General features: G+C 56.2%; 22 protein-coding genes. 10 read left to right on the forward strand and 12 right to left on the reverse strand.

Going from position 1 to position 23,052, the window contains the following annotated elements:
- The 3 genes from AAFM15_RS08615 to AAFM15_RS08625 all read left to right on the forward strand — a co-directional run.
- Positions 1–4,472, forward strand: a 4,472-nt coding sequence (locus AAFM15_RS08615; protein WP_341686309.1) for an Ig-like domain-containing protein, incomplete at its 5' end; no start/stop codon positions are given.
- Between the two features lie 88 nt (positions 4,473–4,560).
- A complete protein-coding gene (locus tag AAFM15_RS08620; protein ID WP_341686310.1) occupies positions 4,561–5,274 on the forward strand; it encodes an autoinducer binding domain-containing protein in 714 nt (237 codons plus the stop codon).
- 30 nt (positions 5,275–5,304) lie between these two features.
- Complete coding sequence (locus tag AAFM15_RS08625) at positions 5,305–5,700, forward strand: DUF4902 domain-containing protein (protein ID WP_341686311.1); 396 nt, start codon at positions 5,305–5,307, stop codon at positions 5,698–5,700.
- Positions 5,701–5,740: 40 nt separating this feature from the next.
- Here the strand turns inward: AAFM15_RS08625 and AAFM15_RS08630 are convergent, their stop codons facing one another.
- From AAFM15_RS08630 to AAFM15_RS08655, 6 genes are all read right to left on the reverse strand, one after another.
- The gene (locus AAFM15_RS08630; protein ID WP_341686312.1) at positions 5,741–6,157 is read right to left on the reverse strand and encodes a hypothetical protein; all 417 of its coding nucleotides are present in this window, start codon (positions 6,155–6,157) and stop codon (positions 5,741–5,743) included.
- Positions 6,158–6,218: 61 nt separating this feature from the next.
- Complete coding sequence (locus AAFM15_RS08635) at positions 6,219–6,788, reverse strand: acyl-homoserine-lactone synthase (RefSeq protein WP_341686313.1); 570 nt, start codon at positions 6,786–6,788, stop codon at positions 6,219–6,221.
- A gap of 153 nt (positions 6,789–6,941) precedes the next feature.
- Positions 6,942–8,882, reverse strand: a complete 1,941-nt coding sequence (locus AAFM15_RS08640) for a CHASE2 domain-containing protein (RefSeq protein ID WP_341686314.1) — start codon at positions 8,880–8,882, stop codon at positions 6,942–6,944.
- Positions 8,870–10,141 carry a FecR domain-containing protein gene (locus tag AAFM15_RS08645; protein ID WP_341686315.1) on the reverse strand — a complete coding sequence of 424 codons (1,272 nt, stop codon included), beginning with the start codon at positions 10,139–10,141 and terminating at the stop codon, positions 8,870–8,872. The genes AAFM15_RS08640 and AAFM15_RS08645 overlap by 13 nt, the downstream gene beginning before the upstream one ends.
- A 3-nt stretch (positions 10,142–10,144) precedes the next feature.
- The gene (locus AAFM15_RS08650) at positions 10,145–10,855 is read right to left on the reverse strand and encodes a response regulator transcription factor (RefSeq protein ID WP_341686316.1); all 711 of its coding nucleotides are present in this window, start codon (positions 10,853–10,855) and stop codon (positions 10,145–10,147) included.
- A gap of 440 nt (positions 10,856–11,295) precedes the next feature.
- A complete protein-coding gene (locus AAFM15_RS08655) occupies positions 11,296–11,823 on the reverse strand; it encodes a helix-turn-helix domain-containing protein (protein WP_341686317.1) in 528 nt (175 codons plus the stop codon).
- A 345-nt stretch (positions 11,824–12,168) separates the two neighbouring features.
- Between AAFM15_RS08655 and AAFM15_RS08660 the strand changes: the two genes are divergently transcribed.
- The 3 genes from AAFM15_RS08660 to AAFM15_RS08670 all read left to right on the forward strand — a co-directional run bounded on the left by AAFM15_RS08660 (position 12,169) and on the right by AAFM15_RS08670 (position 13,129).
- Positions 12,169–12,486: a DUF1153 domain-containing protein gene (locus tag AAFM15_RS08660; RefSeq protein WP_341686318.1), complete on the forward strand. Its 318-nt coding sequence runs from the start codon at positions 12,169–12,171 to the stop codon at positions 12,484–12,486.
- Between the two features lie 137 nt (positions 12,487–12,623).
- On the forward strand, positions 12,624–12,791 hold the full coding sequence (locus AAFM15_RS08665; protein ID WP_341686319.1) for a hypothetical protein: 168 nt from the start codon (positions 12,624–12,626) through the stop codon (positions 12,789–12,791).
- A gap of 116 nt (positions 12,792–12,907) precedes the next feature.
- The gene (locus tag AAFM15_RS08670; RefSeq protein WP_341686320.1) at positions 12,908–13,129 is read left to right on the forward strand and encodes a transposase; all 222 of its coding nucleotides are present in this window, start codon (positions 12,908–12,910) and stop codon (positions 13,127–13,129) included.
- A gap of 247 nt (positions 13,130–13,376) precedes the next feature.
- On the opposite strand, the gene AAFM15_RS08675 is transcribed toward AAFM15_RS08670, so the two are convergent.
- The 3 genes from AAFM15_RS08675 to metK form a co-directional block, all read right to left on the reverse strand.
- Entirely contained in the window at positions 13,377–13,751 is a 375-nt protein-coding gene (locus AAFM15_RS08675; RefSeq protein WP_341686321.1) for a response regulator, read from the reverse strand.
- A 25-nt stretch (positions 13,752–13,776) separates the two neighbouring features.
- Positions 13,777–14,139 (reverse strand): hypothetical protein, encoded by a 363-nt coding sequence (locus AAFM15_RS08680; RefSeq protein WP_341686322.1) that lies wholly within the window; start codon positions 14,137–14,139, stop codon positions 13,777–13,779.
- An 815-nt stretch (positions 14,140–14,954) separates the two neighbouring features.
- Positions 14,955–16,136: a methionine adenosyltransferase gene (gene metK / locus AAFM15_RS08685; protein WP_341686323.1), complete on the reverse strand. Its 1,182-nt coding sequence runs from the start codon at positions 16,134–16,136 to the stop codon at positions 14,955–14,957.
- A 146-nt stretch (positions 16,137–16,282) separates the two neighbouring features.
- Between metK and AAFM15_RS08690 the strand changes: the two genes are divergently transcribed.
- Positions 16,283–16,504, forward strand: a complete 222-nt coding sequence (locus AAFM15_RS08690) for a SlyX family protein (protein WP_341686324.1) — start codon at positions 16,283–16,285, stop codon at positions 16,502–16,504.
- Positions 16,505–16,509: 5 nt separating this feature from the next.
- A complete protein-coding gene (locus tag AAFM15_RS08695) occupies positions 16,510–17,559 on the forward strand; it encodes an RNA methyltransferase (RefSeq protein ID WP_341686325.1) in 1,050 nt (349 codons plus the stop codon).
- Here the strand turns inward: AAFM15_RS08695 and AAFM15_RS08700 are convergent.
- Both AAFM15_RS08700 and AAFM15_RS08705 read right to left on the reverse strand, forming a co-directional pair.
- On the reverse strand, positions 17,540–18,436 hold the full coding sequence (locus AAFM15_RS08700; RefSeq protein WP_341686326.1) for a DMT family transporter: 897 nt from the start codon (positions 18,434–18,436) through the stop codon (positions 17,540–17,542). The genes AAFM15_RS08695 and AAFM15_RS08700 overlap by 20 nt on opposite strands.
- A complete protein-coding gene (locus AAFM15_RS08705) occupies positions 18,433–18,951 on the reverse strand; it encodes a methylated-DNA--[protein]-cysteine S-methyltransferase (protein ID WP_341686327.1) in 519 nt (172 codons plus the stop codon). Before AAFM15_RS08705 ends, AAFM15_RS08700 begins: the two co-directional genes overlap by 4 nt.
- 54 nt (positions 18,952–19,005) lie before the next feature.
- Here AAFM15_RS08705 and AAFM15_RS08710 point away from each other — a divergent pair, with 54 nt between their 5' ends.
- A complete protein-coding gene (locus tag AAFM15_RS08710; RefSeq protein WP_341686328.1) occupies positions 19,006–20,409 on the forward strand; it encodes a phosphomannomutase/phosphoglucomutase in 1,404 nt (467 codons plus the stop codon).
- Positions 20,410–20,433: 24 nt separating this feature from the next.
- Complete coding sequence (locus tag AAFM15_RS08715; protein ID WP_341686329.1) at positions 20,434–21,717, forward strand: 3-deoxy-D-manno-octulosonic acid transferase; 1,284 nt, start codon at positions 20,434–20,436, stop codon at positions 21,715–21,717.
- Here AAFM15_RS08715 and AAFM15_RS08720 read toward each other — a convergent pair.
- Positions 21,703–23,034 (reverse strand): TolC family outer membrane protein, encoded by a 1,332-nt coding sequence (locus tag AAFM15_RS08720; RefSeq protein ID WP_341686330.1) that lies wholly within the window; start codon positions 23,032–23,034, stop codon positions 21,703–21,705. The genes AAFM15_RS08715 and AAFM15_RS08720 overlap by 15 nt on opposite strands.
- Positions 23,035–23,052 lie beyond the last annotated feature (18 nt).

Below are 23,052 nucleotides of genomic sequence, written 5' to 3' on the forward strand. Positions count from 1 at the left end.
AAGCGGGCAACGCCGCCACGGTGGCTGACTTTGACAGCCTGACCGACCCGAGCAACGCGGTGGACACCTCGGCGCCCTCCATTGCAGCGGATGCGCTGAGCCTGGCCACGCAAGACATCGCAGGCGACGCCAAGACCGACAACCTCAAACAGGGCGACAAGGTGGTGCTGACCATCGCCCTGGGCGAAGCTGCAGACGGCTTTGTGGGCCTGCCCACGACGGGCAGCACCAACGACACGGCCATTTTGGTCAACGCTGTGGGCGTGAGCGCCGACTGGAGCACCAGCGGCAACAACCTGATCCTGACCTACACCGTGACGGCCAGCCAAAACGGCGCCATCACCATTGACGAAGCAGCGCTCAAGACAGCGCTGGGCAGCAGCATCACCGACAAAGCGGGCAACGCCGCCACGGTGGCTGACTTTGACAGCCTGACCGACCCGAGCAACGCGGTGGACACCTCGGCGCCGAGCATTGTGGCCAATGCCTTGAGTGTGACCACGCGAGACAGTGGGGGCAGTACCAAGAGCACCACTCTTCAAGCGGGCGACAAGGTGGTTTTGACCATCGATCTTGGCGAAGCTGCAGATAACCTTGTAGGTTTGCCAGAGACCGAAGACAGTTCGGTCATTCTGATCAATGGAGAGGCCAAAACCGCCAGCTGGAGCACCGACAACAACAGCCTGGCGTTGACCTATGAGTTGACGGCGGGTGACAGTGGTCCCATCACGATTGATGAGGAGGCGCTCAAGACGATCCTGGAAGAGAGCGGCATCACCGACCTTGCGGGCAACGCTGCCACGGTGGCTGAATTTAACAACCTCACCGACCCCAGCAACACGGTGGACACTTCAGGGCCGAACATCGGTGCCAATGCCTTGAGTGTGACCACGCAAAACAGCACCGGTGCTGCCAAGAGTGCCAACCTTAAAGAGGGCGACAAGGTGGTGCTGACCATAGCCCTGGGCGAAGCGGCCAGCGTGCTGAGTGGCTTGCCCACGAGCGATGACACCAGCGTGATCAAAGTGGGCGGTGCAGCCAAAACCGCCAGCTGGAGCATCAGCGGCAACAACCTGATCCTGACCTATACGGTGGGGGCCAGCGACAGCGGCGCCATCACGGTTGACGAGGCGGCGCTCAAGACGGCGCTGGGCACCAACATCAAGGATGCGGCAGGCAACGCTGCCACGGTGGCGACCTTCAACAACCTGACCGACCCGAGCAATGTGGTGGACAACACAGGCCCAAGCATCGGCGCGACTGCGCTGAGCCTTGCCACGCAAGACAGCACAGGCAGCGCCAAGAGCGCCAACCTCAAAGAGGGCGACAAGGTGGTCTTGACCATCGACCTGGGCGAAGCTGCCAGTGGCTTGACTGGCTTGCCCACGAGCGATGACAGCAGCGTGATCGAGGTGGGTGGCGCAGCCAAAACCGCCAGCTGGAGCACCAGCGGCAACAACCTGACCCTGACCTACACGGTGGGGGCCAGCGACAGCGGCGCCATCACGGTTGACGAGGCGGCGCTCAAGACGGCGTTGGGCAGCAATATCAAGGACGCGGCGGGCAACACTGCCACCATCGCTACCTTCAATAACCTCTCCGACCCCGGCAACGCGGTGGATACGTCGGCGCCCAGTATCGGCGCGACTGCGCTGAGCCTGGAAACCCAAAACGGCGCTGGCGACGCCAAGAGCGTCAACCTCAAAGAGGGCGACAAGGTGGTCTTGACCATCGACCTGGGCGAGGACGCCAGTGGCTTGACTGGCTTGCCCGCGGACGATGTGAGCACAGTGATCCAAGTGGGTGGAGCAGGCAAGAGCGCCAGCTGGAGCACCAGCGGCAACAACCTGACGCTGACCTACACGGTGGGGGCCAATGACAGCGGCGCCATCACGGTTGACGAGGCGGCGCTCAAGACGGCGCTGGGCAGCAGCATCACCGACAAAGCGGGCAACGCCGCCACGGTGGCCGACTTCACGACGCTGACCGACCCGAGCAACGAGGTGGACAACACCGGCCCTACTTTGCAAAGCAGTAACCCCGCAGATGATGGCACGGTGAGTTACAAGGGGAAATTGACTTTCACTTTCAATGAGGAAGTCCAGCTGGGCAGCGCAGGCACTATTCAGATCAAGGCGCTTGATGGGGCGACGGATGTGACGATTGACCTGGCCAACTTGGGCGCCCATTCGGTCACCCTGTCAAGCAACAAAAAGACCCTCACCGTTGATCCGTCGTCGAACCTCGAAGTTGGCAAGCAGTACGCTGTACGCATTGACAATACCGTCATTACAGATCTGGCGGGCAATGCCTATGCCGGGATTGCCGATGACAGTACGCTCAACTTCACGACGACCAATCCGCCCCCGCCACCCGTGCCAGCCACTATAGATCTCAGGACGATAGAGGGAATTTCTTCGCCTGATGTAACGATCAAATTGTTCGATGCATCCAACAATTTGATCGGTACAACCACGGCGGATGGTCAAGGCTATTGGGTTTTGGAAAACATCAGCCAGTTTGATGGGACCTTCGAGGGGAGTGTGACGGCCACCGATGCAAACGGGAATGTATCTAGCCCGACCCCTGTGTCAGAAACGGCAAACTCGAACGCGCCCAGCGCCCCCATTGTTTTGACTGCCAATGCCTCAGGCTTGTCAGGCACCGGACAGCCTTCGACGATTGTTTATTTGCATACAACTGCGCAGAAGGATCTTTACGATACGCAGCACCAGTACGACTACTCTTATCGAACGCTCGTGGACGAGGTCGGCCAATGGTTTATTGACTCCAGCCAATTTCCTGGTGGCGAGATCGATGGCTTTACAGGTTACGTCACGCTCAAGGGCATGGGGGGGCCAAGCAGCGAATTTACATTCATCCCTTCCATCGACGGCCAGGCGCCAGACGCTCCTGTGCTGGACACCGCCAACGCGGCTGGTTTGAGTGGTACGACAGAGGCCAACATCACCATCACTTTGTTCGATGCCAACGATGAAATGGTGACCGAGACGCAGTCTAACCAAGACGGCCATTGGAGCATTGCGGCCAGCGCTTTGCCCGGCGGCACCAGCAACGGTTTTGTGGGCAAGCTCAAGGCCAAGGATGCGGCGGGCAATGTGTCGTTGGCCACCACGGTCAGCGCCATTGACGGCCTGGCTCCCAATGAGCCTGTGCTGCAGCTGGTCGGAGCCAGCGGGATCAGCGGTTTGGCTGAGGCAAACGCGACCATCGAGCTGCTTGACGCCAATTCGCAGGTTGTGGCCAGCACGCAGGCCAACGGCAGTGGCCAGTGGAGCATTGCTGCTGCCAGTTTCCCGGGCGGTACAGCGACCGGATTTGTGGGCAGCGTGACCGCTAAAGACGCTGCTGGCAATGTTTCAGACCCGCGTACCGTGTCGGTGGTGGAGGACACCACGCCTCCAGAGCCGGCGCAGCTCAGTGTGGCCAACGCTGCTGGCCTGAGCGGAAGCGCAGAGGCCTACGCCACGGTGTTTCTGTACAACACCAGTGACCAGGAGATCGCCAGCACCAATGCCGATGCCAGTGGGCAGTGGCACATGGCTGCAAACACCATCGCGGGCGGCTTGTCCGATGGCTTTGAAGGCAGCATCAAGGTGCGCGACTTGGGCGGCAATGTGTCTGATGCAACGGCGGTGACGGCGGTGGATGCGCAGGCACCAACTGTGACCATCACTGACGACGCCAGTGGCACAGCGTATGGGGTTGTGACCTATACCTTCAGTTTCAGTGAATCGGTGGGGACTTCCTTCACCTTGGAGGACATTACTGTGAGCTCGGGTTTCACAGCCAGTCAACTGACCAAGGTGGATGACAGCACCTACACCGTGGAGGTGACACCGTCAACGGCCTCTGGCAGCGGTAATTTGGTGGTGGGCGTTCGAAGTGGTGGCGTGAGCGATGCCGCAGGCAATGCCCTTGCTCAGGCAGCGCAAGCGGATGCGCAGCCCTACCTGATTCAGAAGGCAGGCGATGAGGTGATTGACCTGGGCAGCCATGGGCAGCTGATTTTGGGGTTGCAGGTTGAGGGCAATTGGTATTACGTGTTGGACCGCGGCCCTGATCCTGACGGGGTTTTGGATTTCGCGGATCGCATCAGCATGGACGACTTGCTTGCTGCCGGGTTGAACAGCGGGACCTTCAATGGTGTTCAGCTGCAGTTGCCGAGCTTGGGCTTGCAAGGGGCAGCCACTGAGGGTGCGAAACCAGGTACTGCGGTGAGCAGTCCCAGTGAAACCAACAGCACCTATGACGGCCTGCTGGCGATTTGGGACGCCTACAACGGCTCAAGTCTTGAGACCTTTTTGGATCCAAGCTGGCCTTGGCCAGCGCCTGGACAGTATTGGAGCTCAACAACTATTGATGGATCACCCACCTACCTGAACCAGTGGGGACAGGTGTGGTCGTCAGATGGTGCCTCCCAATACTACGCTGTCTTGCAGGTGATGTGATGCGCATGCGCGAGGCTCGGAGATTGCATAATGGCGGTGCACTTGATCTGAACCGGCTCTGACACCAACTGTAGAGAGTGAGGCTTGTATGGGGAGATGGCAAGAGGATTTGTTAAATTTACTGGTTTCCCCTGAGCATGACTCTGAGAGTATTTTTATAAAAATTCAGAATGCTGTTCGTGATCTGGGCTTCGAGTATGTTTCATTTGGTCTGCAGCTGCCTTATCCGGTCACTAGGCCGAAAATTTTGCTGCTGGACAATTACCCTGATGCATGGCGTCAGCGGTACGCTGAGCAGCAGCATATGCTCAATGACCCTACTGTCATCAATGGCCGCATTAGCACCAAGCCAATGATTTGGAGTGACGAGACGTTTGCAGCCAATTTGGCATTGTGGTCGGATGTACAAGATTTCGGCATTTCTACGGGCTGGGCGCAGTCGAGTCTGATGATCGATGGCAGTGCCAGCTTGCTGAGTTTGTCTCGGAGCAGTGGTCAATTAACGGCCAGTGAGCTTGAAGCAAAAGAGATCCAGATGAGGTGGTTGGTGCAGGTGGCTCATGTGGCTCTGTCACGGGCGCTGAAGGCCGAGGAGGTGAATTTGGCTGTGCGTCTGACGCCTCGCGAGCGTGCCGTGTTGCAGTGGGCGGCCGATGGGAAGTCTTCTCAGGATATTGCGGATATCCTCAGTTTGAGTAAAAGTGCGGTGGATTTTCATTTCAAAAATGTGTTCGAAAAATTACAGGCGCCCAATAAAACAGCTGCTGTGGCTCGGGCAGCGTTGCTGGGTTTGCTCACTTGATTTTTCTTGCGAAAGCAGCATACTGCAAGCATGAACATCACTGATCAAGGTTTGGTGCAAGTCAGGATTCACGATCTCTTGAAATTGCGTATCAGCCATTTTTACTCTGCTGCCGATGCGGAGTGTGCTCCCGAGGTCCATGTTCGGCGATGCGGTTCAGTCACCACCATGAGTGGCTTTACCGAGTGGATCGGCCCAAGCCTTGCGTCTGCTTCTATTGGATGGGATTGGCTGATTAGTGTTCATCCGCATACCGTGCAGTGGCAGCGTGTCAATCTTCCACGTACCAATATTCAACTATTGAACCTGCAAGGGGTGCCTTTGTCCTGGGCGGAGAACCTGCATGTTCTGGCGACTTGGGTGGACGCGCAATGTTGGATAGATTCTGTGGCACAGAATATCAGTTGCACCACACCTTCTACGTGATTGATCTGTGTATGCTTTTTCAGCGAAGGTGTGGGGCTGTTCAGTGCTGATCGCCTCTCTTTGCCAGCGCTGATGAAGGGTGGCTGTGGAATTGACCTTCAAAGCAATGCCTCAATTCATGTCCCAGAATCGTGTGATTGGTTCTCTTGGCTGGGAGGATGGTGCAGGTTTTTTTGCTGGGGCTCCATACTGAACAAGCCAGTGGCGGGGTGATATAAGCCCAGTCACTTTCTTCCTTGCTTTGGCCTCTGAGCATGATTTGTCGGCATGTTTCAGTTGCGTTGTCCACGGCCTGCCATGTTACGGTCGCGACATTGATGACACGTTGGTTGCTCTCAAGCGCGATGAAGTCTTCATATTCGTGCGACGACAGTGTTGATAGGCTAGAGCAAGCCAGCAGATTGAGGCTGCTGAACAAGACAACAGTTGTTTTGATGATCGGTTGCAGATAGCGCATTTTGTTTCTCCATGTTTTGAATTGCCGTCGGACAGTTGAAGAAAAACCGAAATAGTGGTTGTCAGATGTGGTGGTTATCTATGGAAATGTTGAGGCCAACTATGGGGGTGCCAAGGTGCATCACGGGCAAGCCTGTGCGTTTTGCCTGAAACCCTTTTTGGCGCAGAAGACGCTCAAGAACGACCGTGGTCACAGTGATCAAGCTGTGTGCGCCTTTGGATGCGGCTAACCCAATCACTCGGTGCAGCAATTGGGATGCAGAAGTCGTGGGTGTTGACGTTGCAGCAAGGCCTGGTATGTTGTCGAGGTCAGATGTCGCGAAGCGTGAGAGCTCCCAAACTTGTGGGTCTTGGGGCAATGTTGCGCCAGCCCACAGATGGGGAAAAACTTTCCCCATCAAGTAAGGGCCAGTGGTTGGTAGCAGTCTTGCCACGCCATTGACTTGCCCGTTGTTGTCGTGCGAACACACATAAAGTGCATTAAGGTCGTCAAATTCGTCGAGCTCCATGCCGTCAATGATCGGCAGGTCCCAGCCCAGACGGTCGATAAAGACTTCACGTCGATAAACGCCCATCCGCTCAAAAACATGAGGGGCCAGTTGGGGGCGAGTGCCCGTGGTGTAGTTCAGCATTTGCTTGCCCTTTCACATCATTCAAACGGTGTCAGGCAAATGCTAAGAAATATTAATTCGGCTGTATGCTGTTAAAAATGGTAGCTCAGTGTGATAGCAAAAAGAGCTACATTGTTAAAGTTTGCAGAAAAGACCTTGGCGCAGCTTGTTGGGCTAACCGGCCGTGTGGGGGCTTGTCGGTATGCGCAGTGAAAATTCGGTGATGCCTGTTTGGCTTGTGACATGCAGGGTGCCAGCGTGTTTTTCAGCGACTGTTTGGACGTAGTACAGACCAAGCCCTACACCGCTACTTTTGCGGGCCTGCGGGGTATTGGCCTGGCCGAAGCGCTTGAATATGTGACTGAGTTGATCTGCAGGAATTTCTGGCCCTTCGTTGCGGATGGCGACGATGACGAACTGGTCGGGGCAGTCGGCGCTGATGCTGATTCGCCCATGGGGTGGCGAAAATTTGAGAGCATTGCCTAGCAAGTTGGCGACGGCGCGGTTGAGGCTGTCAAAGTGACCGTGCACCCAATGAGGCTCCGAGGGCAAATCGGCGTCAATCTCCAGTTGGCGCTCTTTGGCCAGCAAGTAAAAATCGTCCACGACCTGGTGCAGGAGGTCAATCAGATCGAGGGGTTGAAATTGACCGGGGTCGAGCATTTGTGCTCGTGAGGTGTGCAAAAAGTCTTCTGTCCAATGCAGAACTTTGCTGAGCTGGCGATAGGTCGAGCTGTTCTCGCCGAGTTCTTGCTTGACTTGTGCTGCAGCACTGGCAATGGGGGAGCGTATGTCGTGCGATATGCAGGCCAAGGTCTCGCGTTGCTGGTTGTCGAGGGCCACAAGTCGTTGTGTGGCCATCTGTATGTGCTGTATGCGGTTCTGAATCGGGTCGGGGTGGGTGCCTGTGTCTGGGCGTGCTGCCCATTTGGTCAGCTCTTGGCCCAGACGTACGATTTCCTGATCCAGGAAGCGTGTGGCCGCTTGCAGTTTTCTCAAAGCCCACAAGGGGTAAGCGCTGAAGATGCCGACCAAGGCGGCACTGGTGGGTAGCCACCAATAAAGCGTGAGAGGCAGCAGTATGCTGACAATCAGCACCAACAAGCCGAAACACAAGGTGATGTGAAGTCCTGCTTGGGGTGATGTCCGTGGTAGCCACAGCAGTGGTAACAGGACGAGCGCGCTGGTGACCGGCATGGTCAACCACAGTGGGGTGGTTTGAATGAGGCTTTGTTCGCGCATGGAGACGAGCGTGTTTGCGAGGAATTCGACGCCGGGGGTGGGTTGGCGCAGTCCTGAAATAGGGGTGGGGATGCTGTCGGCTAGTCCTGCTGCCGTAGCGCCCACAAGGACCAGCTTGTCTCGGAATGCGTCTGGCAGGTATTGACCTTGGAGCACTTGAGCATATGACAGGGATGGGAAGTGGTGTTGGCCGCTGCTGAACTGGATGTAGCGTTGTGCGTGTTGTTGTCGGCCTACGGTGCTTTGGTTGCTGGGGCTGTGGGGGGCGCTCAGGGGCACAGCGGTGGGCAATTGTTTGGCCGTGCTCAGCATGGCTTGCGCAAAGTGGGGCCAGCTGGGTTGGCCTATGCCCTCCCAAAGGAAAATACTGCGGGCGATGCTGTCGGTATCGAGTTCGGCATGCACTCGACCGATACCTTTGGCCTGGCTGCCGAGCGAAGAAATAGGCAGATTTTCAACGAGTTGGCCGTTCTGACGGACTTGCTCAATGACCAGTGGCAATACAACGTTGTCGGCTTTTTGAATGGCCTGAGCCAGTTGCTTGTCAGCAAGGGGGTCATCGAGTTGGGGTTCGGACATGAGAATGTCCAGGCCAATGGCTTTGGCTCCACTGTCGTGGAGACGTTCGATGAGCTGGGCATGATGTCGGCGTGACCAAGGCCAACGTCCCAGCTGAGATAGGCTGTTTTCGTCGATGGCAACTATGACGATATCGTCAGGTGGTGTTCGGTAGTTGAATTTTTGACCGACATCGTAGAGCAGGTTGTCAAGGCGTGAGATTACCCCACTTAGCGCCAAAGGCAGGCTCAGAGCCAGCAGCAGCAGGGCCGTGACCCAGAGGTCGCTCTTGAGGGGGTGTCTCAATACACCCATATCCAGAGTTTGTAGGGGCTTGTCTGGCTCTGGGATTGTTTGGGAAGGGTGATCGTGGGTGATGCGTTGGACGCATACCAGACGATTTGCCGGCCTTCGTCGTCTTGGCTCAGGCTCAAGAGATAGCGTTTTCCTTCAGGAGGCGGGGGTAGGTCAAGCTGGAGGTTCTTTGTGACCCATTGCGCCGGTATGGCAACTGCTGGACGCAGTAATTGTCTAGGGATCGCAACTTCAAAATTGTGCGTGGCGATTTGGCTCGGCATTCCTTGGGGATCGATGTACCAGGTACGCAACTGGTATTTGCCACTTGTCAAGGGTCCGAGGTCAAAGTCAGATTGGGTGGTTTTGAGTTGTGTGGAGATGGTCAGCATTGTGTTGCCGTCCGTCGGGCCCGCTTGACTAATCCAGTCTGTTGTTTGGCCGGGAGCTAGCGCTTTGAAATGTATTGGATAGTCCTGGAAAAGGACTTGCGCCTGTTGTATCTGGGGAGCCTCAGACGTGGGGGTTGGAGTTGTCGGGCCTTGTCCGCTTTCGACTTTACTGCCGTAGCCAGCAGAGATCATGGCCGAACCCTGCGGGTTGAACATGTGTACCCGGCCTTCGACGGTCTGAGTGATGGTTTGACCAGCTTGGCCTTCGATCATGAATTGGGTGCCACGTACTGCTGTGATGGCCGATGGGGTGATGATGTCAAGCCTTTGGTGCTTACGCCCTTGAGGGTTGGCATGTACTTCTACCCTGCCTGACTGCAGACGCAGGCGCGTGTCGGTCATGAGTCCGCGTGCATAGAGGCTAACGGTGTCCAGTGCAAGTTCCGAGTTGGGCTGCAGTGCCAGTTCTGACCCATCAGCAAACTGCAGCTTGGCACTGCTGTTGGCCCCGATTTTGATGCGATGTCCTGTCAGCAAATCGGTGCCCGGTCTTGCCGTCTGCCATGGCTGCCCTTCGGTTGCAACTTGCACATCGCCCGCGAGGTGGGTGATTTTGGCGCCCGCAGGCTTGGCGGCCAGCCAGCTAACGGGGATTTGCAGCTGCTGGCCGATTCTCAGTCTGTCTGGATTGTCCAGTTGGTTGACGCGTGCGAGGTCCGCCCAAGTGTATCTGGTTGTTAATTGCTGACGGCTGATTTTGTCGAGGCTTTCTGCGGGGCGGACGGTGTAACGTACAGTAATCGGCTGAGAAAAACCACTGATCGGCACCGCATGTAGTAGAGCGCAGATCGAGACTGTGCGCCATGATTGAAGATTTGGAATGAACATTTTTTACTCTCCACTGAATTGCTCAATCCTGTAGCCTCGTTGGTAAATGGATGACAGCTTCCATCCATTGGCAGTGCTCAGTTTGAGTTTGCTTCTAATCCGACTGATGTGAACATCCAGTCTCCGTGTGTCAATCTCAATGTCGTCGACACCCATGATTTCGTTGAGCATTTTCCGGGAGACAATTTCTCCACGTCGCTTTAGCAATGCAAAAGCAAGTGCTGTTTCCATAGCGGTGAGATTGACCAGTTGATCATCCAGGAATATCTGCTGTTGCACATGATCAATGGTCAGTGAGCCCAGTTGTTCGATGGGGGGGGTGTTGTTTTTAGCGCGTCGCAATAGGGCCGTAATGCGCGCTTGTAGTACGGGCAGGCTGGGCGGTTTGATGACATAGTCGTCTGCGCCAGCGAGAAGGATGCGTTCGATGGTGTGTTCAGTGTCGTCGCTGGTCAGAAAAATCACTGGAGGCATGCGTTCAATCGCTTTGAGCTGCTGCATGACTTCTAACCCGCTGATGTCGGGCAGATTAAGGTCAAAGATGCAAACATCAAAATTATTTTTTTTCAGATACTTGATGCATTCGGTGCCAGTACTGAAATGGTTAACCAAGTAGCCAGACTCAGTAAGACCCTTGGTCAGTGTTGACGCAAAGTCCTGATCATCTTCCAGGAGGGCCAGTGTGTTAAAAGGCGACAAGGAATTGATGTTCATTGATGTATTCAAGATTTCGGAATATATGTTGAACTTTTTTCCGTCTAATTTGGTTGATGGGTAACAAATTGCTATTTGGGCACGGTTTTGTTGTTCTTTGTATCTTGATCTTGTTAGTAAAGGAAAAAATTTCCTTTATAAGGTCGTGTTCGATTAGAGCGTAGACCTTCCTGCTGACTGGATAGTTTGAGCAATCGTTCCTTGGAACTAAGGACATTCCGTTCAAACACCCTTGGGGGAGTCTTCCGACGGTCCGCTGGGCAACACATCTGCTGGCTACTGAGAGTGATCGCCCAAAAAGCCCTGGCCTTTTGTTGTGCCTGTTGCTGACACCGGTTTCGACGACACCGCAGGTGAAATTGCATGAAATAATCGGCCAAAGCGCCTGCAAAACTCAGATCATCGATGTGCTGTGCTTGAAATGAGTTGTCCTTCGGTGACTAGGTAGCAGACATAAAACCGATCACAAAGTGAGAGTTGATGTTTCCATATATGAGTCGCTCTGGCTTTAGTTTCCAGCAGGGACTGTTGACGGGTAGTTTTTCACAGTTGTAAATGAAAACATTTGGATTGATATTATTTGGAGAGAATGAAAACTGATTGATGGATTGAACCCACTCGTGGCGAGCATCAATAAAGATAGATTTGGCTCTGGAGTTTGAAATTAGGAATTCGAATGCATTTATAAAAACAGTGATTTGCCCAGACTTCTCAAAGAGTGAGAAATCCTTGTCGATGTCACTGCCAGAATGAATGATGGCAATTTTTGAATCTGAAGTATTTTTATATGTGTAACCAGATAATGATTTATACGAATTTAGAGAGTCGGTAAAAATACGTCGATGGCCTCCTTTTGTGGTCACTCCTTTCAATTCACCGCTATCCACCAATTTTTGAATGGTTGTTGTGCTCAACCCCAGCTCTTTTGCGGCCAGTGCCGGTGATATATATGTGTTTTTTGAGTTCATGTTTTGAATTTGAAATTAATGAGCCTAACCAGAGCATCCTCTGTTTTGCACTATTCAGGTTGTTGAAGCATCTCGAAAACTTCACTAGCCTGGGAGGTTAGTCCAGCTTGGTTGATGTGTTTTGAAGACCATCTTCAAAATCCACGGAGTTAATGATTCCATGGTTTGAGGTGGTTTGGGTGGTGTGAATTAAATCTTATTGTTTTTTAAGATTTTGGTCGAAGTTCACTGTAAACCAGCTTAGAGGCGGACTGCACAAATTTCGGGCCTTTGGTCCATGGCAGCAGGCGAACTGTCTTGACCCAGTGAAAAACTGCTCAGGTGTTATCTTTAAAGGAAACACAGATGAGCACACTGATGGAAGACGAGATCAAACGTTGGACGGCCAAGCGCAAAGCGGCCTTGGTCATGGAAATTATTCAAGGCAAAACGACGGTGGCAGAGGCCAGCCGGTCGTTTGATCTACCGCCCTCGGAAACTGAGGAATGGGTGGATGATGCCAAGAAGGGCATGGAGAACGCCCTGAGGGCCAAGCCTTTGGAGATCAAGGAACAGTACGAACGCCAACTTGCTGATTTGCAGTCGGCCTACGGCGAAGCCATGTTGGAGTTACGCGCCAGAAAAAAGCTGGCCTCCCTGCTGGGCAACGAGGACGAGAAATGATCTTGGGCCTTCAGCAGGGATTGAAAGCGGATGGCATCGAGGTCAGCCTGGTCAAGCTGTGCCAGTGGTTTGGAGTGGCCCGGCGTACGGTGTACTAGCGCGAAACCAAAGGGCAGCCCAAGCTGCAGGAACAGTTTGTGAAACCCATCAAGGCCATGATTGAAGAGAACCCATCGTTTGGCTACCGTACGGTGGCGCACCTGCTGGACTTCAACAAGAATAAGGGGCAGCGGGTCTTCCAGCTCATGGGCTGGCATTTGAGTCGCAGCGGGCGCTCCAAAACGGCCGAGGCTGCGCTGGAATAAGCCTTGATCACCCGGTACGGGTGCTTGGGCTGGGTCAGCAAGCCGTTCTTGCTGCGATCGGATAACGGGTTGGCTTCACCAGCCGTAGCTACACAACCCTGGTCAAAAGCTATAGGTTGCAACAGGAATTCATCACGCCCTACAGTCCGGAACAAAATGGCATGGTGGAGCGGCTGATCAGGACACTCAAAGAGCAATGCGTGCATCGCCGCCACTTTGAGAGCTTGCAGCGCGCCAGTCGAGTCATTGCTGATTGGATTGGTTTCTACAACCACCAGCGCCCACATCAGGCGCTGGGGATGAAAACACCGGCTGAGGTTTATGCTTTAGCTGCCTGACCTGTGCAGTTTCCGCTGGGTCAATACAGCTCGATCTTGGCTCGGATGCTGGCCCTGAGTTTCTCCAGCTGCGAAAACTACAATGGACTAATGTGCCAATACATTCCCAAGAAGCGACGCATGGAAAACGTCACTGATGGGTGGTTGACTATGATCCAGGACAGATTAAATTTTCGTACCAGAAAGCGGCTCGGATTCAAGACGTCACACAAGGTGTTTCATGCCTCGTTAAACCGCGTTGCGCTGCTCACTTGAATTTTCCATATATATTGATGGCTGTAATTAATTCATTTAATTCAAATGGTTTAAAAATGACTGCAGAGCATCCGGCGGATGTGGCTTTAGATTTAAGAAGTATTTCCGAGGAGCCGGTTACTAGCAAACATGGCAAATCTGGTAAAATCTGATGGATGTTTCTAACCAAGTCTATGCCAGTCATCTGGGGCATCTCATAATCGGTCAAAAGTATGTCGGGCTTCCAAGATTGCATACGATCAATGCACGCAATTGGATCGTTAAAGGCATAGGCTTCAAACCCGTTTTCGTTCAATAACGAGACGAGAACTGTTGAAAATTCTTCGTTATCATCAACTACAGCAATTACATTTGTCTTGTTATGCATTTTAATTTCCGTGTTCGTCTTTCGGTTATTTAATGCTTGAGCAGTTTTTGTTGAGGTATGCTAGCCATTGAACATCTCGTAAGAGGTTGTCTAGTTTTTTTGAAGACTCTGCAGTGGTGCTAATAATATAATCCAGCTCAATTTCTTTTTGTTTTGAAGTTATTTTGGTGGTTTTGGGGTTTATTCTGTAATAAGATAATTGATCTTTTAAGTCTTTAAGATATATGTGTTGCCTATGGTTTGCTGCAATCTGGGACACTAGTGTTTCCTTTATTTGACTCAGCTTTTCTTCATATTTTTGAGGGGTGTTATTATTTGCTTTGCAAATTTCTAGGCTAAAAGATATTGTATGTGCAAATAAAATTGCAATCAAAAAAAAGTATTTCACTTTATCGAGGATCGGGTAAATTTTACATTTTACTAATCTGTTTTTTGTCCTTTTGCTTTGCTGTGTCAATTTGCAGAAAAGACTTCCTCCTTAAGGATGGGCAATTCACGCAAGCGTTAGAGTGTTTTGGTGTCCATACCCCGGCGGGCAGTCAGATCGATTCCGTTCATCGAGGTGGTCGTGCCGGACGCTCCTTGTTGTCAGGGAGCAAGAAACCCTGCTGCAAACGAGACCTGAGTGGACGCGACAGACGCGGCAGATCCCCAATCGTCGCCCCATCAGCCAGCGCCCAGCCCACATTGAGCTACGCAAGCAAGTGGTCCACTGGGAGGACGACTAGGTCATTGGAGTCGCGTACCAATAGGGCATCGATCAGACATTGGGCATCTAGACCTAGTTTGCCGACCTGCATTGCAGTTGAGCTTTTCTAATCCTCAGCGTCCGCCAGTGGGTACATGATTTTTTTGCCGAGGTTGAGGTACTCAGGCCGCACAATTTGGGTGCGCTAGCGTTGGAGTGTTTTGGGTCTCATGCACTAGTGTGCAGCAAGTTCGACTTCGTTCAAGGAGGTGGTCAAGCTGAACGTTCCTTAATCTCAAGGAGCTGCATTCATGCGTACTTAGACACAGAAATCGAGTGATTTTTGACTGGGCTGGGTGGGTGTGATTTAATCCAGGCAAGGGTGTCGAACTACCGCTCATTTCCTACCATTTACTCTTGAGTTCGAATAGAAAGTTCTTGAGTCGTCAACCATCCACCACCATATGCACAAAAAAAGGGGACAGAATTTCTGTCCCCTTTTTCTTTGATGTGCTTTACAGCCCCGCAGCTGCACGCAGCGCGGCGGCCTTGTCGGTGCGCTCCCAGCTGAACTCGGGCTCGTCACGACCAAAGTGGCCATAGGCAGCGGTCTTGCTGTAAATGGGGCGCAGCAGGTCCAGCATCTGGATGATGCCGCGTGGGCGCAGGTCAAAGTGCGCACGCACCAGCTCGGCAATCTTGTCGTCGCTGATGACGCCCGTGCCTTCGGTGTAGACGGTGATGTTCATCGGCTCGGCCACGCCAATGGCGTAAGCCACCTGCACCTGGCACTGTTTGGCCAGGCCCGCAGCGACCACGTTCTTGGCCACGTAGCGCGCAGCGTAAGCGGCTGAACGGTCCACCTTGGTCGGGTCTTTCCCGGAGAACGCGCCACCGCCGTGGGGGCAGGCACCACCGTAGGTGTCCACAATGATCTTGCGGCCGGTCAGGCCGCAGTCGCCCTGCGGGCCGCCAATGACAAAGCGACCGGTGGGGTTGATCAGGTAGCGGGTGTCCTGCAGCCACTCTTTGGGCAGCACGGGCTTGATGATCTCTTCAATCACCGCCTCGATGAAGCTGTCCTTCATTTTGGTGGGCGTTTCGCTCTGGTCGGGGCTGTGCTGGGTGGACAGCACCACGGTGTCGATGCTGTGGGGCTTGCCGTCCACATAGCGCATGGTCACCTGGCTCTTGGCGTCCGGGCGCAGGAAAGGCAGACGGCCGTCCTTGCGCAGCTGGGCCTGGCGCTCGACCAGACGGTGGGCGTAGTAGATGGGGGCAGGCATCAGCTCGGGCGTTTCGTCGCAGGCGTAGCCAAACATGAGCCCCTGGTCGCCCGCGCCGATGTTGAGGTAGTCGTCAGAGGCGTGGTCCACGCCCTGGGCGATGTCGTTGCTCTGCTTGTCGTAAGCCACCAGCACGGCGCAACCTTTGTAGTCGATGCCGTACTCGGTGTTGTCGTAGCCGATGCGCTTGATGGTGTCACGCGCCACCTGGATGTAGTCCACATGGGCATTGGTGGTGATCTCGCCAGCCAGCACCACCAGACCGGTGTTGGTCAGGGTTTCGGCGGCCACGCGGCTGCGGGGGTCTTGTTCGAAAATGGCGTCCAGAATCGCGTCAGAGATCTGATCAGCCACCTTGTCGGGATGGCCTTCAGAGACGGACTCGGAGGTGAAGAGGAAGTCGCTGGACATGAAAAAAGCTCCTGGTTCAAAAAGGTTTGTCGGCGTTGCCGACCCTGTGAACCCGGAGCCCGGCGAACGCTTTAGCAGGATTTGTGAATCGCCCTGCAAGTAGTTCAGTAACTCGGCGATGGTGTGATTATACGAAAATACGGCAAATGGACATTCCCCAAGCCATCGAAGACCGTTTGGTCGATCTGGAAGTGAAGGCGGCTTATGCCGAGGACACGCTCGACCAACTCAACGCCCTGGTGTACCGCCAGCAGCAGCAGATTGACGCACTGCTGGCCGAGTTGCGCCAGCTGCGCGACCGTATGCCCGAAGGAGGCGGTGGTGCCGAGGTGCGCAACCTGCGCGATGAAATCCCCCCGCATTACTGAACATCATGACGTTCTGGAGCGTGAGCGATGTGCGGGCGCGGTTGCGCGCTCTGGGCGCCAACCCCAAGCATGAAATGCGTGTGTTGCGCCTGTGGTCGCAGGCGCTGCCGCAAACGCAAGGGCGCAGGCCGCTGGAGAGCTTCATGCCGCTCGCTGTGCGCGAGGCTTTACCCGACATTGAAGCAGAACTCCAAGCCCTGACCACGCTGCGCGAGCAGCACCCGGGCGAGGATGGCTCGGCCCGTTTACTGGTGGGGCTGCACGACGGCCAGTCGGTCGAGAGCGTGCTGCTGCCGCGTGATGGTTTATGCGTGTCGTCGCAGGTGGGCTGCGCGGTGGGCTGCGTGTTTTGCATGACCGGGCGCGAGGGCCTGGTGCGGCAGGTGGGCAGTGCCGAAATGGTGGCGCAGGTGGCGCTGGCGCGCAGCTTGCGACCCGTCAAGAAAGTGGTGTTCATGGGCATGGGCGAGCCATCGCACAACCTGGACCAGGTGCTTGAAGCCATCGACCTGCTGGGCACGGTGGGAAATATTGCGCATAAAAATTTGGTGTTTTCCACGGTGGGTGACGAGCGGGTGTTTGAGCGTTTGCCGCAAGAGCGCGTCAAGCCGGCGCTGGCGCTGTCGCTGCACACCACGCGAGCTGATCTGCGTGCGCAGTTGCTGCCGCGTGCCCCGCGTTTTGACCCTCAGGACCTGGTGGAGGCGGGCGAGCGCTATGCCCGCGCCACCGGCTACCCGATTCAATACCAGTGGACCTTGATGGAAGGTGTGAACGACAGCCCCGAGGAGTTGGATGGCATTGTGCGTTTGCTCAAGGGCAAGTACGCGTTGATGAACATGATTCCGTTCAACAGCGTGCCAGGCCTGCCCTACCAGCGCCCGAGCTGGGAACGTGCTGCTGAAATTGCACGCACCCTGCACCGGCGTGGCATCCTGACCAAGTTGCGCCAGTCTGCCGGGCAGGATGTGGACGGCGGCTGCGGGCAATTGCGCGCACGCGACGTGGTGCAACGCGTGAAAGTGGTGCGGTCGTTCAGCGCTTTGGAAACTTGACCAGTCCGCTGGACAGGGCTGTACCCGCCAGCACAACCAGGCCGCACATCAGCATCCACGCCGTGACGTGTTCGCCCAAAAAGATCACGCCATAAGCCACGGCAAACACCGGGATCAGGAAGGTGACGGTCAGCGCGCGCGATGGCCCTGCATGGTCAATCAAACGGAAGTACAGAACGTAAGCGACGCCTGTGCACAGCACCCCGACAATCAGCAGTGCAAACCACGCCTGCGCGCTGGGCAGGTGTGTTGGCGCAAACCACAATGCAGGCACCAGCAAGGCCAGCAACGCGCCCAACTGGCTCCCCGTAGCCGTGACCAAAGCAGGCATGGCGGGGATGTATTTTTTGGTGAAGCTGGCGGCCAGGGCATAGCAGGTGGTGGCGCCCAGGCAGGCTGCGACTGCCCACAGTGGCGAAAGACCAGAGTCGTTGCTCTTGAAGCCCACTTGGCCACCCGCCAGCAGCACGATGCCGGAAAAACCAATGGCCAGGCCCACCGTGCGCAGCCAGCCCGGTTTGTCACCCAGCCAGACCCAGGCCACCACCGCGCCAAACAGGGGCACAGTGGCGTTCAGAATGGACGACAGGCCGGTGCTGATGTGCATGACCGCAAAGGCATACAGCGCAAATGGAATGCCCGAGTTGAAGATGCCCACAAACAGCACGGGTTTCCAGTGCTTGCGCAGGTAGTGCGCTTGCCCCTTGGCGAGCAAGATGGGCATCAAGAACAAAAAACCAATCGCCACACGCGCTGCCGCGGTGGGAAGCACGCCCAGCTCGACGGCAGCCACATGGGTGAACAAGAACGAAGAGCCCCAAATGGCGGCCAGCAGCACAAACTCGATGTGCCAGAAACGGGAGGTTGTGGTGTTCATGAAGCAGAAAAAAGATCGTGGCCTTCAAGCGCCAGAAGTACTTGTTTGCGAGACAGACCTCCAGCGTAGCCGGTGAGTGAGCCATCTTTGCCCAGCACGCGGTGGCAAGGCACGATGATGCTCAACGGGTTACGCCCCACAGCAGCACCAAGAGCGCGCACAGCTTGCGGTTTTTGCAGTTGAGCCGCCAGTTGGCCGTAGCTGGTGGTCTGCCCAAAAGGAATTTGCTGCAAAGCCTGCCATACGGCGAGTTGAAAGCTTGTCGCCTGTGGCCATTGCAAGGGCAGGGCAAAGCGCTGCAATTGCCCCTTGAAATAGGCTTGTAGCTGTTCTTGCGCGGCGTTCAATATCGGGTTGGCGGTAGTGAAGGTCCAGTTGCTTTGCTCGTCGGCAGTGGGGCCGTGTTGTTGGCCTTCAAACCACGCGCCGCACAGACCTTGAGGCGCACAGGCCAGCAGCATGGGTCCCAGAGGGCTGTCTGTGCGAAGGGCTTGTACGGGGAGGGCCAATGTCATGAAGCCATGGTAGCTTGCCTTTTACAATCGTGCTGATTACCAGAAGAAATTTTTATGCAACTGAGTGCTTCCATTTTCAAGGCCTACGACATTCGTGGTGTGGTGCCCTCTACCCTGAACGAACAAGTGGCCGAAGGCCTGGGCAAAGCCTTTGGCACGATGGCGATGGCGCAGGGCCAGACCACGGTGGCTGTGGGGCGTGATGGCCGTTTGAGTGGCCCCTCACTGTCTGCAGCCTTGAAGCGTGGCCTGGTGGCAGCAGGTGTGCATGTGATTGATGTGGGTACGTGCACCACGCCAATGCTGTACTTTGCGGCCAGCACGCTTTGCAACAGCGGTATTCAGGTGACCGGCAGCCACAACCCCAAGGACTACAACGGCTTCAAGATGGTGTTGGGTGGCAAGGCTATTTATGGCACCGACATTCAAAACCTCCGCCAGACCATGGAGGCCGAGAGCTGGACGCTCCAAGCCGGCGGTCGAGTAGAGCAAGCCGATGTGTTGCCTGCCTACACCGCACGCATTGTGGGCGACATCAAGCTGGCTCGCCCGATGAAGATCGTGGTGGATTCGGGCAACGGCATTGCGGGGGCTTCTGCACCCGGCATCTTCCGCGCCTTGGGTTGCGAAGTCATTGAATTGTTTTCCGAGGTGGATGGTGACTTTCCCAACCACCACCCTGACCCCAGCAAGCCCGAGAACCTGCGCGATTTGATCCAGGCGCTCAAGGACACCGATGCCGAGCTGGGCCTGGCCTTTGATGGCGATGGTGACCGTTTGGGCATCGTTACCAAAGATGGCCAAAACATCTTCCCCGACCGCCAGATGCAGTTGTTTGCGCAAGACGTACTCACGCGCGTGCCGGGCGGCACGATTTTGTTCGACGTGAAGTGTTCCCAGCGCTTGGCCCCGGCCATTGAGGCCGCTGGCGGCAAGCCGCTGATGTACAAAACCGGCCATTCACTGATCAAGGCGCAGATGCGCGCCATCGAGGCGCAAGGCGGGCAAGCCCCGCTGGGTGGCGAGATGAGCGGCCACATCTTTTTCAAAGAGCGTTGGTACGGTTTTGATGACGGCACCTACGCAGGCTGCCGCTTGCTTGAAATTCTGAGTCGCCACGCCGACGCCAGCGCTGTGCTCAATGCCTTGCCCACCAGCTTCTCCACACCCGAGCTCAATGTGGCTTGTGCCGAGGGTGAGCCGCACAGCGTCACGCAGGCGCTGCAGATACTGGCGGGTGACCACTTCAAAGCTCCGGCCAAAGTGTTCACCATCGACGGTCTTCGCGTGGATTGGCCCGATGGCTTTGGCCTGATCCGCGCCTCCAACACCACGCCGGTGCTGGTGCTGCGTTTTGAAGGACAGACCGAAGCGGCGTTGCATCGCATTGAGGCGGACATGCTGGCTTTGCTGCGCTCCGTCAAACCTGATGCGCAAGTGGGCGCTTCTGCCCACTGATTACACGCATCACCGACCAATGTTATGAGCAGCTTTCACCACGCGGTCTATAACCTGCTGGTACGTGCTGCGCAGCCTTTGTTGCGTCGAAAGCTGGCGCGCCGTACCGTTGCCGAGCCGGGTTACGGTGTGGCCATAGAAGAGCGGTTTGGTGTTTATGCGCAGCCTGCAGAGCCGCGCAGCGAGCTGGTGTGGGTTCATGCGGTGTCGCTGGGCGAGTCGCGTGCAGCGGGTGTGCTGCTGGCTGCTTTGCGCGAGGCCATGCCGGGCGTACGTGTGCTGCTGACGCACGGCACTGCGACGGGGCGTGCCGAAGGTGCGCGTTACCTGCACGAAGGCGATGTGCAAGTGTGGCAGCCGTGGGACACGCCTGCGGCGGTGCAGGCGTTTTTGCAGCACTTCAAGCCCCGTGTGGGCTTGTTGATGGAAACCGAGGTCTGGCCCAATCTGGTGTGGCAAGCACAACGTGCAGGGGTGCCGCTGGCGCTGGTCAATGCGCGAATGAGCGACAAGTCCATGTCCTCAGCCTTGCGCTGGGCTGGTTTGATGCGACCGGCGTTTGCCAGCTTGACGGCAGTGTGGGCGCAAACCGATGCCGATGCCCAGCGCTTGCAGCAGCTGGGTGCCAAAGTGCAAGCCGTGACCGGCAACCTCAAGTTTGATGCGCAGCCTGACGCCGCGCAGGTGGCGCAGGCGAATGTCTGGCGCGAACGTATGCCACGCCCTGTGGTGATGCTGGCCAGCAGCCGAGAGGGGGAGGAGGCCTTGTGGCTTGAGGCTGTGAAGGCTCAGGCCAGCGGCAGGGTGCAAGTGTTGATTGTGCCGCGGCACCCACAGCGGGTGGACGAGGTTGAACGTTTGTTGATGTCAGCGGGTTGGACTGTGTCGCGCCGAAGCCAGTGGGGGGAGGGCGGTCCCGAGGCCTTGGATTCTCCAACGGTTTGGCTTGGCGACAGCTTGGGCGAGATGGCGCTGTACTACAGCCTGGCCGATGTGGCCTTGCTGGGGGGGAGCTTCGCTTCCTTGGGGGGACAGAACCTGATCGAGGCCGCTGCTTGTGGCTGCCCCGTGTTGATGGGGCCGCACACCTTCAACTTTGCCGAGGTGGCTGAGCAAGCCTTGGCTGCCGGCGCTGCCTGGCGATGTACGGACATGCAGGGTGCATGGCAGCAGGCCTTGCAATGGACGGCCCCTGAACAGGCCACCGCTTTGGTCAGCGCCAAAGAAAAAGCCCGTGTCTTTGCACGGGCTCATCAAGGGGCTGCAGCCAAGACCGCAGCTTTGGTTCGCGACTTACTTGGCCAGTAAGTCGTTCAGGTTTTTGAGATCTTCTGCCACCAAGGTGCCTGCTGCCTGGCGCAGCTTGAGCTGGCCCAGAAGCACGTTGTGGCGGGCAGCCGTCAGGTCGCGCTGGGTTTGTGCCAATTGGCTTTGGCTGCTGAGCACGTCAACGTTGGTGTTCACGCCCACCTGGTAGCCCAGCTTGGTGGCGTCCACCACGCTTTGAGCAGATGCCAGCGCAGCCTCCAGCGCTTTGACCTGGCTCAGGCCGCTGAGCAAGCCAAAGTATGCGGTACGGGTGCCTTGCTCGACGGAACGCTGACCGGCTTCCAGGCTGGAGCGGGCTTGCTCTTCCAGAGCGACGGTTTCCTTGACGCGGTTTTGAACAGCAAAGCCTGCGAACAGGGGAATGTTGAGCGACAGGCCGACCGAACGGACGTTACTGTCGGTAGTTGATCCTGGTGTCGCCGGGTTGGCAGTTGGTCCGGAATAACGGTTTTGAGCCACCGAAGCGGTCAAGTCCAGTGTTGGCATGTGGCCGGCCTGAGCCTTGGTGGTTTCGAGCTTGGCCACATCGTAGGCCACTTGCAGTTGCTTGAGGTTGGTGTTGTTGGCCAAAGCCTGTTGCACCCATTGCTCGGCATCCGCAGGCATGGGGGCTTGCAGGGGCTTGGCCGTGTTCAGGGGTAACGGTTGTTGGTTGTTGGTGCCCACCAGTTGATCGAGTGCCAGCTTCTTGGTGCGCAGGTCGTTTTCGGCGTTGAGCTCTTGTGCAACCACAAGGTCGTACTGGGCTTGGGCCTGTCGGGTGTCCACAATGGTTTTGGTGCCAACTTCAAAGTTGCGCCTTGCAGCGGCCAGCTGTTCGGCCACAGCCTTCTTCTGAGCCTGCACCGAGGCCAGGGCTTGTGTGCTGGTGAGCACATCAAAGTAGGCTTGGGCGGCGCGCACGATCAGGTCCTGCTCGGCAGCGCTGAGCTGGGCAGCCGCCAAAGCAGCCGACTTTTGGCCCTGCTGGAAGCTGGCGATGTTGCCCATGCGGAACAGGGGCATGCTGGCGCTGATGGCGGTTGTTTTGCCGGTGTAGTCGGCCATGGTCGCGCCGTTAGTATCTCTTTCGCTGTTGACTTTGGATTGGGTGTAGCCCGCACCCACTGTCGGCAGCAACGCGGCCTTGGCCTGAGCCGCCTTGGCCTGGGTGGCCTCGGCCTGCGCTTTGGCTGCCGCGTAGGTGGCGTCGTGGCCTTTGGCAGTTTCGTACATCTGCAGCAGGCTTTGCGCTTGGGCCGAGCCTGCAAAGGCCCATGCCAGGGCCAGAGAGAGATGAAGGGGGCGCAGTTTCATGAGGCTTCCTTTGGTCGG

The organism is Limnohabitans sp. (assembly GCF_038134685.1).
In the GTDB taxonomy this organism is placed as follows: Bacteria; Pseudomonadota; Gammaproteobacteria; order Burkholderiales; family Burkholderiaceae_C; genus Limnohabitans_A.

Excerpts from the sequence above, each read along its gene's own strand:
- AAFM15_RS08620 (WP_341686310.1), top strand. The coding sequence starts at position 4,561 with ATGGGGAGATGGCAAGAGGATTTGTTAAATTTACTGGTTTCCCCTGAG.
- AAFM15_RS08625 (WP_341686311.1), top strand. The coding sequence starts at position 5,305 with ATGAACATCACTGATCAAGGTTTGGTGCAAGTCAGGATTCACGATCTC.
- AAFM15_RS08630 (WP_341686312.1), bottom strand. The coding sequence starts at position 6,157 with ATGCGCTATCTGCAACCGATCATCAAAACAACTGTTGTCTTGTTCAGC.
- AAFM15_RS08635 (WP_341686313.1), bottom strand. The coding sequence starts at position 6,788 with ATGCTGAACTACACCACGGGCACTCGCCCCCAACTGGCCCCTCATGTT.
- AAFM15_RS08640 (WP_341686314.1), bottom strand. The coding sequence starts at position 8,882 with ATGGGTGTATTGAGACACCCCCTCAAGAGCGACCTCTGGGTCACGGCC.
- AAFM15_RS08645 (WP_341686315.1), bottom strand. The coding sequence starts at position 10,141 with ATGTTCATTCCAAATCTTCAATCATGGCGCACAGTCTCGATCTGCGCT.
- AAFM15_RS08650 (WP_341686316.1), bottom strand. The coding sequence starts at position 10,855 with ATGAACATCAATTCCTTGTCGCCTTTTAACACACTGGCCCTCCTGGAA.
- AAFM15_RS08655 (WP_341686317.1), bottom strand. The coding sequence starts at position 11,823 with ATGAACTCAAAAAACACATATATATCACCGGCACTGGCCGCAAAAGAG.
- AAFM15_RS08660 (WP_341686318.1), top strand. The coding sequence starts at position 12,169 with ATGAGCACACTGATGGAAGACGAGATCAAACGTTGGACGGCCAAGCGC.
- AAFM15_RS08675 (WP_341686321.1), bottom strand. The coding sequence starts at position 13,751 with ATGCATAACAAGACAAATGTAATTGCTGTAGTTGATGATAACGAAGAA.
- metK (WP_341686323.1), bottom strand. The coding sequence starts at position 16,136 with ATGTCCAGCGACTTCCTCTTCACCTCCGAGTCCGTCTCTGAAGGCCAT.
- AAFM15_RS08690 (WP_341686324.1), top strand. The coding sequence starts at position 16,283 with ATGGACATTCCCCAAGCCATCGAAGACCGTTTGGTCGATCTGGAAGTG.
- AAFM15_RS08695 (WP_341686325.1), top strand. The coding sequence starts at position 16,510 with ATGACGTTCTGGAGCGTGAGCGATGTGCGGGCGCGGTTGCGCGCTCTG.
- AAFM15_RS08700 (WP_341686326.1), bottom strand. The coding sequence starts at position 18,436 with ATGAACACCACAACCTCCCGTTTCTGGCACATCGAGTTTGTGCTGCTG.
- AAFM15_RS08705 (WP_341686327.1), bottom strand. The coding sequence starts at position 18,951 with ATGACATTGGCCCTCCCCGTACAAGCCCTTCGCACAGACAGCCCTCTG.
- AAFM15_RS08710 (WP_341686328.1), top strand. The coding sequence starts at position 19,006 with ATGCAACTGAGTGCTTCCATTTTCAAGGCCTACGACATTCGTGGTGTG.
- AAFM15_RS08715 (WP_341686329.1), top strand. The coding sequence starts at position 20,434 with ATGAGCAGCTTTCACCACGCGGTCTATAACCTGCTGGTACGTGCTGCG.
- AAFM15_RS08720 (WP_341686330.1), bottom strand. The coding sequence starts at position 23,034 with ATGAAACTGCGCCCCCTTCATCTCTCTCTGGCCCTGGCATGGGCCTTT.